We start from the raw sequence: 16,979 nt of genomic DNA, 5'->3' as shown, positions 1-16,979 counted from the left end.
GGGCGCGGCGAGGGCGATCAACGCGCGGAAGCGGTCTTGCTGGCGGGCAACACCTCGGTGTACTTGTCGAACACCGCCGCGATATCGGCGTCGCTGACCGGCTTGCCTTCGCCGGCGTTCTCGGCTTGCTGGAACGTCGCCATGATGATCGGCATGCCGTCCAGTTTCGTCTTCAGCACGAGGGCGTCGCCCGAGGCCAGTCGCTGGGCCCAGACGGCGCGCACGCGCGCCCAATAGGGCGATGTCTTGCGCCAGTACTCGTAGGCCGGCTTGAAGTCGTGGTTCTGGATGCGCTCGTACTCGTTGAAGCCGAATTCGCGCGCCAGGATCGACGAGCCCTCCGGCTTGCGCACCACCTTGTTGTTGTCCTGCTCGTGCGTCCAGCCTGCCGGCGTGATCGTGTGGCGGTTCTGCGCGTCCACCGCGTTGTAGTCCGAGCGCGTGGTGTATTCGCGCCGCGGCAGCGGGCGCCAGCTGCGATCGGACGTCCAGGTCGGGCTGCCGTAGTGGTGGTCCCAGCGACCGGTGCCGCAATAGCGCGGGGCATCGCTGACTTCGTACACGCACTGCGTCCAGGCGCCGCGCGTCTGTTCCGGCGACAGGGCTACCCGGGAGAACGTCTGGTCGGCGCTGAACTCGAAGCGCTCAGGCGCTTCGTAAACCCAGTCCTGGCGCCAGTGCTTGGTCACGTGGCCGCCGTCGCCGACCAGCAGATGCTGCAGCGAGATCTTGCGGCCGGTGTCCTCGACGAGGATCACGACTTCGAATGCGCCGGTATCGTCGGATGGATGCGTGGAATAGCCGGGGGTCAATGCCACGGTTTCCTCGAAGTGGAAATCGACGCGGTATTCGCCCAGCATCCCGAGGATGGCCTTGCGGTCCGCTTCGAAATCCTTGTCGGCGGCTTGGCCGAGGGCAGGAAGCGCGGCGCAAGGCAGCGCCAGGCACAGCGAAAAAACGAGGGCGGAACGGTTCATCGGGAGTCCTTGGAGTGCGTCTTCATCAGCTGAAGGTTGAGGTGAGGCGGGTGCCGATGCCGCGCGCAATGCGTTCCGCCGCGCGTCGGCCTGCTTCGGACAGCGCCGCGTTGGCGGCCGCGAGGTTGCCGGGTGCGCTGGTTTCGCCCATCGCGTGCAATCGTAGCGCGCAGGCACGCCAAACCGGGTTTCCGACCGTCAGCTGGATGCAGGCCTTCGGGTCCGTCCGCGATGCGGTCGCAGTGGACTCCGACCGAATGGCGTGCAGCTGGGCGACAACATCGTCCCAGGCAAGATAGTCGCTGTCCGGCAACAGGTAGAGTTGCCAGCAAGGGCGCGAAGCGGCGTCGAGAAAGAGCAACGATTCCTGCGGCCCGTCGCTGTCTATGCGCACGGCCGGCCTGACTGCGACGGCCCCGGCCCAACCCGCCAGGACATGGGTCTGGCAGTCGGGGTACAGGCAGAGCAGGGGCCCCAGGCGCGCTAGGTCCGCCGCCGGGCACGGGCAGGCACCTGTCGGGGCAGTACTACGCAGCGGGGCGAGGGTGGGCATGCCTCAAATGATAATTATTATCATTTGAGTGTCAACAGGCCTCCTTCCCGGGCCTTCAGTGGTCGAACTGCAGCCGGGCCAGTTCGGCGTACAGGCCGTCCTGCGCCATCAGTTCGGCGTGCGTTCCCTGGGCGACGATGCGTCCCCGATCCATCACGACGATGCGGTCCGCCTTGAGCACGGTCGCGAGCCGATGCGCGATGACCAAGGTCGTCCGACCTTCCATCAGACGCTCCAGCGCCTGCTGCACCGCTCTCTCGCTCTGCGCGTCCAGCGCCGAGGTCGCCTCGTCGAGCAGCAGGATGGGCGCATCCTTCAGCAGGGCGCGGGCAATGGCCAGGCGTTGCTGCTGCCCGCCGGACAGGCGTGCGCCGCGTTCGCCCAGTTCGCTGTCATAACCCTCCGGAAGATCCTTCAGGAATTCGTGCGCCTCGGCGCTGCGCGCAGCCGTTTCGATCTCGGCATCGCTGGCTTCGAGTTTTCCGTAGCGCAGGTTCTCGCGCGCGGTGGTGGCGAAGATGACCGGATCCTGCGGCACCAGCGCGATGCGCTCGCGCAAGGCCGATGGATCGAGATCGCGCGCATCGATGCCGTCCACGCGCACGCGACCCGATTGCGGATCGTGGAAACGCAGCAGCAGCTGGAACACCGTGCTCTTGCCGGCGCCGGAAGGACCGACCAGCGCGACGGTTTCGCCAGGCGACACGCGCAGTGAAAAATCCTGCAAGGCCGCCGTATCGGGGCGCGACGGGTAGCGGAAGGTCACGTGCTCGATCTGCAGTTCGCCGCGCAACGGCTGTGGCAAGGCCTTGGGCGAGGCGGAGATCGCGATGTCGGATCGCTGGTCGAGCAACTCGTTGATGCGTTCCATGCCGCCGCTGGCGCGCTGCACCTCGTTCCAGACTTCGGTCAACGCGCCGACCGAGCCGCCGCCGATCATCGCGTACAGCACGAACTGGGCCAGCGTGCCCGCCGTCATCGTCTTGGCGACGACCTGGTGCGCGCCCGCCCAGATCACCAGGATGATCGCGCCGAACACCAGCAGGATGAAGGTCGCCGTCAACAGCGACTGCAGGCGGATGCGCTTGCGGGCGGCGCCGAGCGAGCGCTTGATGGCATCGTCGTAGCGCGCGCTCTCGAAAGCTTCGCGCGCGTAGCTCTGCACGGTGTGCATCGCCCCAATGGTTTCGCCGGCGCGTGCGGTCGCGTCGGCGATGCGATCCTGGGTGTCCTTGGATGCGCCGCGGACCCGACGTCCGGACAGCACCAAGGGCAGCACCACCAGGGGAATGCCGATCAGGGCCGAGGCGGCGAGCTTGGGGCCGGTGACCGCCATCATCACCGCGCTGCCCAGTACGGTGATCGCGCTGCGCAGGGCGACCGAAATCGTCGATCCGACCATGCCTCGCAGCAGTTCGGTATCGGCGGCCAGGCGCGAGACCAGCTCACCGCTGCGCGTGCGTTCGAAAAAGCCCATGTCCAGCGACAGCAGATGCGTGTACAGCTTGCGCCGCAGGTCGGCGATGACTTTTTCGCCGAGCAGGGAAACGCAGAAGAATCGTGCGCCGGTCGCCAGGGCCAGCACGATCGCAACGAGGAACAGGCCCATGAAGCCGCGATCGATCGTCTCGCCACGCCCGAAGCCCTGGTCGATCATGCTCTTGAACGCCACCGGCATGTAAAGCGTGGCCGCCGAGGAAACGCCCAATGCAGTAAGCCAGGCCAGCAGCAGCAACCGGTGTGGGCGCAGGAAGGGCAGGAGGCCGCGCAACGACACCACGCGACGGGTCGGCGTGAGGGCGGCGGTATCGGGAGAAGTGCTCATCGGAGGGGCGGATCCTGCGGTTCCAGTATGGCCGCGCCCCGGCTGAGGTCGCGCAATCGTTCGGAAACGCTAGCCACCATGGTGGCGGGAAGGCGCAAACGCAAGCGCAGCCCGGTTTCGTCGAACGATTCCTGCAGTTTCTGCGTCCCGGTCTGGGCCAGCAGGGCGTGCACGGCGCTCGCCAATGCGAACTCGCATCGCAGCTCGGCGTCGACGGTCTCGATCAGTTCGCGGCGCACTGCCGTGCGCAGGCATTCGGCGGCGGCGCCGCCGTAGGCGCGGACCAGTCCGCCGGCGCCGAGGTTGATGCCGCCGTACCAGCGCGTGACCACGACCATCACGCGATCCAGGCCCTGTCCCTCGATCGCCGCCAGAATCGCTCGACCCGCCGTGCCACCGGGCTCTCCGTCGTCGGAGAAGCGATAGGCCTGGCCGATGCGATAGGCCCAGCAGTTGTGCGTGGCATCGGCATCGGCGACATCGCCAAGATAGTGCATCGCCTGCCCGGGCGAGTCGGCGGGCGTTGCCAGAGCGAGAAAGCGGCTCTTCTTGACCTCGAGCAGGAAGCGCGCCGGCGCCGCCAGCGTGAATGCACTCATTGCACGCGCATGTTCATGGATGGAGCAGCGGCTTCAGATCGTCCGGCACCTGATGCTTGGGATATTTGGCCACGAACAGCTTCAGGCTGGCGCGTGCGCCAGCCGTATCGCCTTCCTTGAGGCGGGCGCGGATCTTCAGCAACCAGGATTCAGGATAGCGACGCGTATCGGATTGCACGCGGCGTTCCACTTCTTCCTTGGAAGCATCGGTCCGTTGCGTCGCCGCCGCACCGAGTGCGGCGTTGGAAGCAGGCGCCGGCTGGGCAGCGCCTGCCGCCTTGGCGGCGGCCGTATCGCGGGCGGATTCGGCGCGTTGCCGTTTCGTGCCTTCGATCTTCGCGATCTGCTCGGCCGTCAGGATCGTCGAGGATTCGGCCGACGACACATCGATGGCATTGATGACGCCACCACCGACGGGCTGCACCTCGGCATCCGCTTCGGCGGCATGCGCGACATGCTCGTCCAGGCCCGTTTCCGGGAATGCCATCGGGGCCGCAGGGGCCGGCGGCGCGGGTGGCGCCATGGCCGGCGGAGGCGGTGCGCGCAACTGCGCTTGCGGAAGATCCGCGGGCGGCGGCGGCGGCGGTGGTGCGGCGGCCAGCGCATCGGTCGCGTTCTGTTCGCTGAACTCGACCGCCGTGCTTTCCTGTTCTTCCATGTCGCGTACCGTCACGGGCGAAGACGGCGGAAGCGAGGATGGCATCGGATTCATCGTGCGCCAGGCCACGCCGATCGCCAGTACGGCGGCCGCGGCTGTGCCGATGCCCCAGGCGGCGCTGCCGCCGGCCAGCCAGGCGAAACGGCGGCGCGGGCGCGAAGCGACAGCGTCCGAAGCCGCCTTCAGGATGCGCGCATCCAGCGCCGCCGGCGGTTCGCCGGCGGGCAGGGCGCGGACGACGCGCGCGAATTCGCGTTCGTCGTCGTCCAGCGGTTCGGTTGTGGGTTCGCGCGTATTCATGGGTTGAGTCGACTTCGCAGCTTGTCCATCGCATAACGCAATCGCGATTTCACCGTTTCCCGGCCGACGCCGGTGATCCTGCCTATTTCCTCCAGGCTCAGTTCCTGTTCCAGCCGCAACAGCACGGTCTCCCGTTGATCTGCGGGCAATTCCTCCAAAGCCAACTGCAGGCGGCGCCGTTCCTCGAACGCGGACAGCTGCCGTTCCGGCGTTTGCGGGTCGGGCTCGCGCTCGGCCCGCTCCGTCGCATCTTCCGGCGCGACGGGGCGATGGGATTGCGCCCGCCAATGGTCTGTAAGCCGATTGTGCGCGATCTGGTACAGCCAGGTACTGAATTTGGCGTCCGGCCGGTAACGTTCACGGGCGGTGATGACGCGTTGCCAGACATCCTGGTACAGCTCCTCGGCGGTCGCATGCTCGCGCAATTGCCGCAGCATGAAGCGGAACAGCGGCCCGCGATGGCGCGAATACAGGGTTTCAAAAGCGGCGGCGTCGCCGGCCCCGTAGGCCTTCATCAAGTCTTCGTCGGTCGGCTCCCCCTGCATGAGTGGGAGCGTACGAAGTTTCACGCGGCGCGGGAAGCATTCCGCCCACTCTCGGTGGGCGGAATGCTTGGCTGCGTGCGTTCGCCAACAGGCTCATTCGCTGACGGCCACCGGCGTTCCGCCGCCAGTCACGCTGCGGGCACGGTCGACCAACTGCAGGAACTCCGCGCGATAGCCCCAGCGGTCCTGGTCGGCGAGGCCGGTCGCCAGCGTACGCACATCGTTCCAGTCGAACCGACCCACGTTCTTGCCGCCGCGCAGCAGGTCGGCATAAGCCGCGATCGCCGCGGCCCAGCGCAGGCGCGGACTCGCTTTGGCCTGGATCTGCGAACGCTGCAGCGGGGTTTCGATCAGGCGGCTGGTTTCCGCGCCCGGCTGCTTGTAGCGCAGGCGCAGCAAGCCGATCTCGTCCGCCTTGCCCGCTGCAACTGCAGTGCGACGGCCGTAGCGCAACGGGTCGACGCTTTCGCCACCGGAACCGACGAGGGTGATCTCGTACAGCGCCGTCACGTCATGGCCGGCGCCGATTTCGCCGGCATCGATCTTGTCGTTGTTGAAGTCCTCGCGACGCAAGGCGCGATTCTCGTAACCGATCAGGCGATATTCGGCGACCACGGCGGGATTGAACTCGAGTTGGATCTTCACGTCCTGCGCGATGGTCAGCATGGTCGACGACAGTTCCTCGACCAGAACTTTCCTGCCTTCGTTCAGCGAATCGATGTAGGCGTGGTTGCCATCACCGATGTCGGCCAATTGCTCGGCCATCGCATCGTTGTAGTTGCCGGTGCCGAAACCCAGCGTGGTCAGCGCGATGCCGGACTTGCGCTGGTCGGCAATCATCGTCTCCAGCGCCTTCTGGTCGTAGGTGCCGACGTTGAAATCGCCATCGGTCGCCAGGATCACGCGATTGACGCCGTTCTTCATGTAGCTCGCCTTCGCCTGCGCATAGGCGAGTTGCAGGCCCTGGCCGCCGTTGGTCGAACCGCCGGCTTCGAGTCGATCGAGCGCGGCAAGAATGGTCTCCTTGTCGGCGCCGGACGTCGGCGGGAGCACGAGGCCGGCGCTGCCGGCGTAGACGACCATCGACACTCGGTCCTGCGGCCGCAATTGTTTGACCAGTTCGGCGAAACTGGCCTTCAGCAACGGCAGCTTGTCCTGACTCTGCATCGAGCCGGAGGTGTCGATCAGGAAGACGAGGTTGGAGGCCGGGATCTGCGCCTTCGGCACGTCGTAGCCCTGGATGCCGATCTGCAGCAACTGATGTTTCGAGTTCCATGGCGCGGGCGCGATTTCCGTGCTGACGCGGAAGGGCGTCGCGCGGTCGCCCGGCGTGGCATAGCCATAGTCGAAATAGTTGATCATCTCTTCGGCGCGCACGGCGTCGGCCGGTGGCCGCTGTCCGGCCATCAGCATGCGACGCACGTTGCTGTAGCTGCCGGTGTCGACGTCGATCGAGAAGGTGCTCACCGGAGTTTCGGCGACGCGATGAGTGGGGTTGTCCTCGATCGCTTCGTACTTTTCGGTATTGGGTTCCTGGCCGATCTTCGCGATCTGCTCGGCCGTCAGGATGGTCCTGGATTCGACCGACGAGACGTCGATGGCGTTGACGAGGCCGCCACCGACGACCTGCACGCGCTGGCTGGGCATGGGCGCGGGCGGAGGCGGCGGTGCCGACAAGAAGGATTGGGGCTGGTTGGCGACGGCGCCCTGGGCGGACGCCGGGTCCGCGTACACGATGGCAGGGGCCGCGACAGCGGCGGCTTTCGCGGCTTCGGCGTCCTGTTCGTCGGCACGCTGGCGGGCGGCCTGATCGCGGCCGGCTTCTGCGAGGGCTTCGGGGGCTTCTTCGCGGACGGAAGTACGGGACTGGCCGCAGGCGGCCAGCAAGGTAGTGGCGATGGCGAGGCAGAGCAGCGAACGACGCATGGCAGGACTCCGGGGTGGATGGCAGGCATGAAAACGGCCCAGCTGCCCGTTCGGGGTTGAACTGAGATAATCCCTGTCCGTCCTTGCCGGCCCCGGGGTCATGCCCAGCGAGTCCCGCCGCCATCTGCCGACCTTGCCGCCCGATCGGCTGCGCCTGATCTACGTGGTGACGTTCGCGGTCGCGCTGCTTGGAGGCTTGCTCAGCTGGCAGGCAGGCACCCTGTCGCGCCAACGTGGTCTGGCCGAGAAGCAGGCGCTGGTGCAGGCGCGGCTGTCGGACTTCCGCGGCCACGTCGAAACCCGCATCTACACCAGCCTCGCGCAGTTGCGCGGACTGTCGGCCAACCTCGTATTGCGCGAACAACTCAGCCCCGAGGAATTCACCCGCATCGGCGAAGAGCTGCGCATGGGCGATCCTTACCTGCTGAGCCTGGCGATGGCGCCGGGGTTTCGCGTGGATCAGGTGTTCCCGATGCGCATGAGCGGTCGCCTCGTCGGCACCGACATGATGCAGTCCCTGCAGTACAAGCCCGCGATGCTCAGCGCGATCCAGCTCGATAACGCCGTGCTCGCCGGACCGAACGACGATGTCGACGGTCGGCCCGTACTGACCTGCGTGCTGCCGGTGTGGGTATCGCGCGAAGGCGTGCCGCGCCTGTGGGGGGCCACGCTGTTGACGCTCGATTTCAACGCCCTGCTGGAAGATGCGGGGCTGAAGGCCCTGGAGAACGAGCTCAGGGTGGAGATCCGCGGTCGCGACGCCATGGGCCCGGCCGGCGCGCGCGTCTATGGCGACGGCACGGACATGAGTTTCCATTCGGTCCGCATGCCGGCCTTCGTGCCGGGCGGCAGCTGGCTGATTTCCGGCATGCCGCGCGAGGGTTGGCAGGTGCCGCCGTGGTGGCGCACGCAGGCGGGCATGATCGGCCTGGTGCTGACGGCGTTTTCGACGTTCGCCGTCTTCAGCATCCTGCGCGACCGATTGCGCATCCGCGCGATGGCCGGCGTCGATCCGCTGACTTCCTTGCCGAACCGGCGCGTGGCGATGTCGCGCCTGCAGCAGCTCGTCGTGCGCGGTCGGCGCACGCAGCGCGCCTTCGCCGTGTTCTCGATCGATCTCGACGACTTCAAGCCGATCAACGATGCGCACGGCCATGCGGCCGGCGATGCCGTGCTGGCCGCGATCGGCCAGCGCCTGCGTCAGTCGATCCGCGGCAACGATCTCATTGCGCGCGTGGGCGGCGACGAGTTCCTGTTGTTGCTCGACGACCCCAGCATCGTCGGCGAGGAGCGATTGCGCGCTTACGCGCAGCGCCTGCGCAAGGTGCTGCTCGACCCCATCCGGGTCGGAGAACAGGAATTGCGCGTCGGCGCGAGCATCGGCGTGGCGCTGTTCCCTCGCGATGGCCACGACGCCGTGGCCTTGCTTCGTGAAGCCGACGATGCGATGTACCGGGCCAAGCGCGGGCAGCATGAGGGCGTGCATTTCGCCCACGCCGCCGGCTGAGGATAGCGCGCGTCACTCCTGCGGCGGCGCTTTTTTCTCGACGCGAAGGCGCAGGCGTCCGTGCTCCAGCATCGCTTCCAGTTCTTCGCCGACGGCGACATCCTCGCTGGACCTGACGACCTTTCCGCTGGCGTCTCGCACGATGGCGTAGCCGCGGCCCAGGGTCGCCAGCGGGCTGACCGAAGCGAGCGCGCGGCCAAGTCCGCGCAGGCGCAGTTCGAAACCCTGTAGCCGAAGTTGCGTGCGATCGCGCAGCTTCTGCATCAACAGGTCCGCGCGATGCCGCCGCTCGTCGAGCCGGCGCTGCGGCTGGTGCCGTTGCAGGGCCAGCGCGAGTTCGCGCAGGCGCGATTCGCGCCGCGTCAGTTCGCGGGCCATTCGCGCCTGCAATCGTGCCGACAGAGCCTGCAGACGCAGTCGCGCGCGTTCCAGGCGCAGTCCGGGCTGCATGGCTTGCAGCCGAAGAAACGCCTGGTCGGCGCGTTGCGCGCGCGCCTGTTGCGTGCGTCGCCAGGAGGAGACCAGGGACTTCCGCGCCTGGCGCAGCCGCGCCGACAGCTCGGTTGCGTCGTTGACCAGCAGTTCCGCTGCCGCCGAGGGCGTCGGTGCGCGAAGATCGGCGGCGAAATCGGCGAGGGTGAAATCCGTTTCGTGCCCGACGGCCGAAACGACCGGCGTCGCCGAAGCGGCGATAGCGCGCGCCAGGGCTTCGTCGTTGAAGCACCACAGGTCCTCCAGCGAGCCGCCGCCACGCGCGATCAACAGCACGTCGTACAGGGCGCTGGCATTCGCTTTCGCCAGCATCGCCCGGATGGCCGCCGCTGCCGCGTCGCCCTGCACGGGCACGGGCAGGACGTCGACCGGCAGCAAGGGAAATCGCCGGCGCAGGACGCTGATCACGTCGCGTACCGCAGCGCCGCTCGGCGAGGTGATGACGCCGAGCCGATGCGGATGGCGGGGCAGGGCGCGCTTGCGTTCCGTCGCGAACAGTCCTTCCGCCGCCAGCTTCGCCTTCAGTTCTTCGAAGGCGCGGCGCAGGGCGCCTTCGCCGGCTTCTTCCATGTGCTCGAGCACGAGCTGGTAGTCGCCGCGCGCCTCGTAGAGCGTCAGGCGTCCGCGGACCAGGACCTGCAGGCCATCGCGCGGTGCGAAGCGCAGGTGCATGGCTTTCTGCTTGAACAGCGCGCAGCGCACCTGAGCGCGCTCATCCTTCAACGTGAAATAGACATGGCCCGAGGCCGGCCGCGAATAGTTGCTGATCTCGCCTTCCACCCAGACCTGGGCGAAACTGCCTTCCAGCAGGTCGCGCGCCAGCGCATTGAGTTGCGCGGGCTTGAGTACCGCGCGCTCGCGGGCAAGCGTGTTCACGAGCGCGCGACCTCGGTGAAATGCAGCTGCGGGTCGCCGCCGAAACCGGCCAGCATCGCACGCCGGCGCCCATCGTTCTTGGCGCGGTAGAGCGCGGCATCGGCACGAGCGACGATGGTGTCCACGTGTTCGATCATGCCATCGGCCGGCGGCTGCACATGGGTCGCGCCGATCGAGCAGCTCACCGACAGTGGCTCGCCGGCGGCGCGCACCGGAGTGGCGGCGACGGCATCGAGCAGACGGCGGCACAGGGGCTCGATGCCGGTCGATGCATCGCAGGCGAGCAGGAATTCCTCGCCGCCCCAACGCACCACCCAGCCGGATTCGCCGATCGCGGCGACCAGGCGACGGGAAATTTCGATCAGCACGTCGTCGCCCGCCGCATGTCCGCGCTGGTCGTTGATCTGCTTGAAGTGGTCGATGTCCACCAGCAGGAGCCACAGCCCATCGCGTTCGTAGCGGCGCAATAGTTCGTGGATGCTGGCGTAGAAATGCCGACGGTTGTACACACCGGTCATCGGGTCGGTGCGCGAGGCCTGTTCGAGCCGCAGGTTCGCGCCCGCCAGCGCATCGGTACGCTGCCTGACTTCCAGCTCCAGCGTCGCGGCGCGCTGCGCCAACGCGCGCGCGCGCCAGCGTCCGATGCCGAGGCCGGCGAGCAACAGTGCGAGCGTGGCGAGCGCCAGGGTCATCGGATGCTGCCACCAGGGGTGCGCGACGGAAAAGACGATGTCCGGTTGTCTGAGTACGCGTCCGTAGGCATCGCGCGCTTCCAGTTGGAAACGATAGTCGCCCGGCGGCAAACGGCTGAACTCGCGCTCGCTTTCCGCCATCCAGTCGCTGCCCGAGCCGTCCAGGCCGACCAGTCGGCTGCGGTAGCGGATGCGGTGTTCGGCGTGGAAGGACAGCAGGCGGTAGTCGAATCGCAATGGCGCGTGGTCGTACGGCAGCGATTGGCCTGGCCGCAGCCTGGCCTGTCCGGAGCGCGCATCCAGCCGCAGCGGCGGCGGTCCGGGCATCGGCAGCACAGCATCGGGTTCGAAAGCGACGAGGCCGGCGTTGTTCGCCGCCCACAGTCCGCCTTCGCGGTCGATGAGCGCGTCGCGGTTGAATTCGAGCGAAGGCAGGCCGTCGGCCAGGCCATAGTGCGAATACTGCAGACTCGCGCCTTCCTGCAGAAGCGCGTCCGGGTTGTCGATGCGATGGCCACCGTCGTAACCGAACAGGTAAAGGCGGGACTGGCGGTCGATCGCCAAGGCATAGACCGCCTTCGGTCCGTTGCCCGGCAACTTCAGTGCGCGGCAGTCGAACCCGTTCGCCGTCAACGCCACCCTCGCGGCGCCGCCGCGCGTCGCCACCCACAGCACGTCGCGCCCGCCGCGGACGAGATTCATCACTTCGCGATGCGGCAGGCAACCGGCCGGCACGCTGCGCAATCGAACGCCATCGGAAAAGAACAGGCCTTCGCTGGTGCCGATGGCCGCTTCGTTGCCCGGGCGATCCGACAGATCGACCAGTGCGCGGATGCCTGCGCCACGCAAGCGTTCGTCTTCGCCATTCACCCGATCGAAACGATTGTCGCGCCAGCGCCCGAGTCCGTGCCCGGTACCAATCCAGAGTTCGCCGTCGCGGCCGCCCCGCCAGAGCAGTTCCTGTATCGAAACGCCGGGCAGCGGATGTTCGTCCGCGCTGAACATGCGCGTCTCGGAGCCTTGCACGAGCAGCAGGCCATCGAGTGTACCGGCCCAGAGGCGACCGAGCGGGTCCATCAACGCGCTGTAGACGACGTGGTCGCGATACGGATTCGGCAGCAGGTATTTCCAGCCGCCGCGGCCGTCCTGCACGACGGCGCCGGACGAGGTGCCGGCCCAGACCTGGGGTTGGCCATCCGGGCCCTGCAGTTCGCCGACCGCCACCACGTTCGGCGCCGGCAGGATCTGGCGTTCGTCCAGGCTGAACCAGCGACCAGGATCTACGCGCAGCAGGCCTGCCGCGGATGTGCCGATCCACAACTGGCTGGGTTGGTCCGCGCCCTGATCCAAGGCGAGCAGGCTGTAGACGAAACGCTCGGGCAGGCCTTCATCGAGTCCGAAGGCGCGAAACGCGCCGCTGTCGTCGAAGCGCACGAGGCCGCCGCCGTACAGGCCGACGTACAACTGCTCCTTGCCGCGCGGGTCGCGCGCTACCGCCATCGCCATCGCGCTGCCGACCGGGAAGTCCTTGCCGCTCTCGTGGGCCAGCACGCGGGTATCGCGCAATACCGCGACGCCGCGCCCGGTGGCGATCCACAGCGGCGGCTGGCCGTCGCCGCCGGGCGCGCCGAATTGCGCGAGCGCGCGCACGACCGAATTCGGAAGGCCGGCATTCCTGTCGAGAATCAATTCGCTGCGTTGCAGGCCCGATTCGTGGTGATCGAAGCGCAGCACGCCGCGCGAATTGGTGCCGATCCACAGGCAGGGCCCTTCAGGCCCTTGGCCCTCCAGCAGGGCCGAAACATCCAGGCCATCGGTGCCCGGCACGGCCATGCAGCGCAACTGCTCGCAACGGAACAGGCCGGAAGGCGTGCCGACCCAGACCGAACGACCATCGCGCGTCGAGGCCAGGGCTTCGATCGCGGGCCAGGCTTGGCCGTCGTCGCGTTGCGCGCGTTGCACCTTGCCGTCGGCGAGTACGCGGAACAGTCCGTGTTCGTCGGTGCCTACCCACAGGCCACTGTCGTCGGCCAGCAGCTTGCCGACGATGCCGTGCATGTCGGCTTCCAAGGGGACGTTCTCGAAGCGCCGGCCGTCGTAGCGCGACAGGCCATCCTGGGTTCCGACATACAGATAGCCGGCCCGGTCCCGAGCGATGGCGAGCACGGTCAACTGCGGGAGGCCGGCGTCGGCGCCGAATTGCCGCAGGCTCAGGTACTCGTGCCTGTCCTGCGCCTGTGCCAGGACGAAGGCGGGCAGCAGCGCGGCGAGAATCGTGAACAGGCGCGCCAGGCGGGAAAGGTGGGAGTGTTCGCGCAGGCGCAGCATCCGGGAAGTGTAGCGGCACCGGGCCTTCCGGCACGATGGCGCCCGGACACTGGGGTTCGGACCGGTCAGGCCTTAGACTAGCCCCATGAGCAGGAGCCAAGGATGAGCCAGAGCTATCGCCTGCTGCGCGAAGACATTCCCGAGCCCAAGGGGCTTGGCGCCGGCCGGTTCATCGCCGAAGCGCGCAAGGTCCGCGCCTGGGTCGAAGCGCTGCCGCGTGCGAACGCGCAGGCCACGCAGCAGGAGCTGGCGCAAGCTTTGGACAGTCTCGCGACGCAGAAGCTCGATGGCACCACGCGGTTGGCCGTGATGGAGGAGCTGCGTTCGGCCGTGCACGAATCGGTCGGCCTGCTGCAGCAGCAGTACGCCGGCAGCGCCTTGCCCTTGCCACCGCCGAAGGCGCAGGCCGCCTATCAGGCCGAAGCCTTCCATCTGGCGCTGGCGCAAGGATATCGGCGGGCCGTGGCGGAAATGTGCGCGCCCGAAGGCAAGATCCCCATGCTTCGCGGCAACAGCGTCGCGCAGGCGCTGCAGCGTTCCCTGTGGCATTACGTCCGCGCCTTGGGCGTGGCTTGGCGCATCTATCGCGCGCCCAGCCCCGGCGTCTGGCAGGGCATGCATCGCGTCTATCGTTTTGCCGTCGACCAGAAACTCGAAGGCAAGGCGATCGAAGACAGATTGGCGGGCCCGGCAGCCGATATCCGCGGCATCTATGTGCAGGCGCTGTTGATGGCGGTGACCAATCCGCTCGCTTTCAGCCAGGCCGAGCAGGACAGCCTCTGGCAGGTGGCGCGCAACTTCGCCACGCGCTGCGAATTGTTGCGTCAGGCGCCGGAGGACACGGCGCCGGTCGTTCCCGAGGATGCCGATCGTGGCCCCGGCCCCGGCGCAGCGGGCGAAAGCCACGCGCAATGGCTGGATATCCGACCGTTCAGCACGGAAGTGAACGCGGCGATCGAACGCGCGCACGAGGGGTATTCCGAGCTGGTTCCGACGCGCGGCGTCGGCGTGCGCCTTAGCATCGACATGTTGCTGCGCCTGCGCCGGGCCTTCGGCCTGGCGGCGGCGCGTACGCACAAGCGCCTGCAGGCCGGGCACAGGCTGCGGACCGTGATCGGCCTGAGCAGCCTGCATTTCTATCTTGCCGGCGAGCGCGATTTCGACACGTTCATGCGCCAGGCCTCGCAGCACATCGTTCATGTGGTGGACCACCGCGCGGCCTGGGCCAGCGCGGCTACCGATGCTTCGCGCGTGCCGGTGCACGTGGCCCGGGTGCTGGACCAGAGCCTGGGCGGTTATCGCATCGCCTGGGACAACGCCAACCAGATTCGCGCGCGCGTCGGCGAGCTGGTCGGTTTCAGCTTCGGCGACGACGAAGAGCTGTCGTACTGGATGGTCGGCATCGTGCGCTGGCTGCGCTACGAACCCGACGGCGGCTTGTCGGCCGGCGTCGAACTGTTGTCGCGGCGCGCGAAAGCGGTCGGCCTGCGCCTGCACGATCGCGACGGCGGCCTGCGGCCGCCGATGCGGGCGGTGCAGATCGTCGTCATCGACGGCGGCGAGGACTGTTGTTACCTGACCAGCGCGATCGCCGAAACGGAGGCCACGCGGGTGGAGCTGGTGCGCGAGGACGACGAGTACGACGTGTTGCCTACGCCGGCCTCCAATAGCGTGGTGGCGAGCGTCGACGCCATGCTCAACGCCGGCGACTATGTCGTGCTGCGTCCCTTGCGCAGCGACGCGGTGCAGGACGAAAACGAGGAAGCCGCGGCATGAGCGAGGCGGCAGCGCAGGCGCGCCGCGCGGCGCGCGCGGTGGCAGTGGGCAAGACGATCATCGGCGGCGCGGCCCCGATCGTCGTGCAGTCGATGACGAACACCGACACGGCCGACGTGGCCGCGACGACGAAGCAGGTCGCCGAACTCTGGCGTGCCGGTTCGGAACTGGTGCGCGTGACGGTCAACAACCCCGAGTCGGCCGCGGCGGTGCCGCGCATCCGCGACAAGCTGGCGATGATGGGCATCGAAGTGCCCATCATCGGCGACTTCCATTACAACGGGCACCAGTTGCTGGCGGCCGAACCGGCCTGCGCGGAGGCATTGGCCAAGTACCGCATCAATCCGGGCAATGTCGGCTTCGGCAAGAAGAAGGACGCGCAGTTCGGCGCCATCGTCGAAACCGCCATTCGTTACGGGAAGCCCGTGCGCATCGGCGTGAACTGGGGCTCGCTCGACCAGGCGCTCGCCGCGAAGCTGATGGACGAGAACCACGAGCGTGCCGAACCCTGGGAAGCGTCGCGGGTGCTGCGGGAAGCCCTGGTGCGCTCGGCGATCGATTCGGCCGAGAAGGCTGTCGAGATCGGATTGGCGCGCGAGCGCATCGTGCTGTCGGCGAAAGTCAGCGGCGTGCAGGAGCTCATCGCGGTCTATCGCGACATGGCCCGTCGCTGCGATTTTCCGCTGCACCTGGGCCTGACCGAGGCCGGCATGGGCAGCAAGGGCATCGTCGCGTCGAGCGCGGCCCTGGCCGTGCTGCTGCAGGAAGGCATCGGCGACACCATCCGTATCTCGCTGACGCCCGAACCTGGCGCCTCGCGTACGCAGGAAGTCGTCGTCGCGCAGGAATTGTTGCAGACGATGGGTCTGCGCGCGTTCACGCCATTGGTGACCGCCTGTCCGGGTTGCGGCCGCACCACCTCGGAGTTCTTCCAGGAGCTGGCCAAGACCGTGCAGGAGCATGTGCGCGCGCGCATGCCGGAATGGAAAATAAAGTATCCCGGCGCCGAGAACCTGACCTTGGCCGTCATGGGCTGCGTCGTGAACGGCCCGGGCGAGTCGCGCCACGCCAACATCGGCATTTCCTTGCCGGGCACCGGCGAGGCGCCCGCCGCGCCGGTCTTCATCGACGGAGAAAAAGCGATGACCCTGCGCGGCGAGAACATCGCGCAGGAATTCGTCGGGATCATCGACGGCTATGTCGCGAAGCGTTATGGAACCGACGCCCCCGCCTGAGCAGGCGGCCGAGGCGATCGTCGAGGAGGCGCGATTCGGCGCCGCTTTCCTGCGACGACATGGCCTGCGCCTGTTGCTGTTGTTCATCGGCGTGCTGTTGCCGATGTGGGGCTTCGCGGAACTGGCCGATGAGCTGCGCGAAGGCGAGGCTTTCCCCTTCGACGATCCGATCCTGCATTTCGCCCATGGCCTGGCCAATGTCGGTTTCGACCGTACTTTCCTGCTGTTCTCGGCGTTGGGCTATATGTGGGGCGTCGTTCCCTTCGACATCGCCTTCGTGTTGTGGCTGGCGATCAAGCGTCGTTATCGTTCCAGCCTGTTCGCGGCGATTTCCTTCGTCGGTTCGGCGCTGTTGAATCTCGCCACGAAACCGGTGTTCGCGCGCGATCGTCCTTCCCTGTGGGAGTCGATCGCGCCGGAACACAACTACAGTTTCCCCAGCGGCCACGCGATGGGGTCGATGACGCTGGCCTGCGTTTGCATGCTGCTGGCCTGGCCGACGCGCTGGCGCTGGCCGGTGGTCATCGGCTCGGCGATCTTCGTGCCGATGGTCGGACTGTCGCGGATCTATCTCGGCGTGCATTACCCATCCGACATCCTCGCCGGCTGGGCTGCCGCATCGGCCTGGGTGGCCTGCTGTTTCCTGCTGGTGTTCCGGCGACGCTAAGCGGGAATACGGGCGTTTCTCCC

At 67.4% G+C, this 16,979-nt stretch carries 13 protein-coding genes; 4 read left to right on the top strand and 9 right to left on the bottom strand.

What is annotated here, in order from left to right; all coding sequences use genetic code 11:
• Window positions 1-17: 17 nt before the first annotated feature.
• The 7 genes from QM707_RS06760 to QM707_RS06730 all read right to left on the bottom strand — a co-directional run bounded on the left by QM707_RS06760 (window position 18) and on the right by QM707_RS06730 (window position 7,383).
• A complete protein-coding gene (locus QM707_RS06760) occupies window positions 18-977 on the bottom strand; it encodes a DUF6607 family protein (RefSeq protein ID WP_415001093.1) in 960 nt (319 codons plus the stop codon).
• Window positions 978-1,002: 25 nt separating this feature from the next.
• On the bottom strand, window positions 1,003-1,530 hold the full coding sequence (locus tag QM707_RS06755) for a Hemin transport protein (protein ID WP_415001092.1): 528 nt from the start codon (window positions 1,528-1,530) through the stop codon (window positions 1,003-1,005).
• Between the two features lie 55 nt (window positions 1,531-1,585).
• Complete coding sequence (locus tag QM707_RS06750; protein ID WP_415001091.1) at window positions 1,586-3,355, bottom strand: ABC transporter transmembrane domain-containing protein; 1,770 nt, start codon at window positions 3,353-3,355, stop codon at window positions 1,586-1,588.
• Entirely contained in the window at window positions 3,352-3,954 is a 603-nt protein-coding gene (locus QM707_RS06745; RefSeq protein WP_415001090.1) for an IMPACT family protein, read from the bottom strand. The genes QM707_RS06750 and QM707_RS06745 overlap by 4 nt, the downstream gene beginning before the upstream one ends.
• A gap of 13 nt (window positions 3,955-3,967) precedes the next feature.
• A complete protein-coding gene (locus tag QM707_RS06740; RefSeq protein ID WP_415001089.1) occupies window positions 3,968-4,912 on the bottom strand; it encodes a hypothetical protein in 945 nt (314 codons plus the stop codon).
• Window positions 4,909-5,457, bottom strand: a complete 549-nt coding sequence (locus QM707_RS06735) for an RNA polymerase sigma factor (protein WP_415001088.1) — start codon at window positions 5,455-5,457, stop codon at window positions 4,909-4,911. The genes QM707_RS06740 and QM707_RS06735 overlap by 4 nt, the downstream gene beginning before the upstream one ends.
• Window positions 5,458-5,550: 93 nt before the next feature.
• A complete protein-coding gene (locus QM707_RS06730; protein WP_415001087.1) occupies window positions 5,551-7,383 on the bottom strand; it encodes a vWA domain-containing protein in 1,833 nt (610 codons plus the stop codon).
• Window positions 7,384-7,483: 100 nt separating this feature from the next.
• Between QM707_RS06730 and QM707_RS06725 the strand changes: the two genes are divergently transcribed.
• A complete protein-coding gene (locus QM707_RS06725) occupies window positions 7,484-8,890 on the top strand; it encodes a diguanylate cyclase domain-containing protein (RefSeq protein ID WP_415001086.1) in 1,407 nt (468 codons plus the stop codon).
• Window positions 8,891-8,902: 12 nt separating this feature from the next.
• On the opposite strand, the gene xseA is transcribed toward QM707_RS06725, so the two are convergent.
• Both xseA and QM707_RS06715 read right to left on the bottom strand, forming a co-directional pair.
• Complete coding sequence (xseA, locus tag QM707_RS06720; protein WP_415001085.1) at window positions 8,903-10,258, bottom strand: exodeoxyribonuclease VII large subunit; 1,356 nt, start codon at window positions 10,256-10,258, stop codon at window positions 8,903-8,905.
• Window positions 10,255-13,278, bottom strand: a complete 3,024-nt coding sequence (locus QM707_RS06715; RefSeq protein ID WP_415001084.1) for a diguanylate cyclase domain-containing protein — start codon at window positions 13,276-13,278, stop codon at window positions 10,255-10,257. The genes xseA and QM707_RS06715 overlap by 4 nt, the downstream gene beginning before the upstream one ends.
• Window positions 13,279-13,380: 102 nt before the next feature.
• On the opposite strand from QM707_RS06715, the gene QM707_RS06710 reads away from it, so the two are divergent.
• Genes QM707_RS06710 through QM707_RS06700 form a run of 3 tightly spaced genes read left to right on the top strand, consistent with a single transcriptional unit; the run spans window position 13,381 to window position 16,956 of the window.
• Entirely contained in the window at window positions 13,381-15,054 is a 1,674-nt protein-coding gene (locus QM707_RS06710) for a hypothetical protein (protein ID WP_415001083.1), read from the top strand.
• Window positions 15,051-16,289 carry a flavodoxin-dependent (E)-4-hydroxy-3-methylbut-2-enyl-diphosphate synthase gene (gene ispG / locus QM707_RS06705; RefSeq protein ID WP_415001082.1) on the top strand — a complete coding sequence of 413 codons (1,239 nt, stop codon included), beginning with the start codon at window positions 15,051-15,053 and terminating at the stop codon, window positions 16,287-16,289. The genes QM707_RS06710 and ispG overlap by 4 nt, the downstream gene beginning before the upstream one ends.
• Window positions 16,267-16,956, top strand: coding sequence for a phosphatase PAP2 family protein (locus QM707_RS06700; protein WP_415001081.1), 690 nt, complete (start codon window positions 16,267-16,269; stop codon window positions 16,954-16,956). Before ispG ends, QM707_RS06700 begins: the two co-directional genes overlap by 23 nt.
• The last annotated feature ends 23 nt before the right edge of the window (window positions 16,957-16,979 follow it).

It is taken from the genome of Arenimonas sp. (assembly GCF_047602345.1).
Lineage (GTDB): Bacteria > Pseudomonadota > Gammaproteobacteria > Xanthomonadales > Xanthomonadaceae > Arenimonas.
The sequence above is the reverse complement of the archived record's forward strand: the minus strand, read 5'-3'. Positions and strand labels throughout refer to the sequence as shown.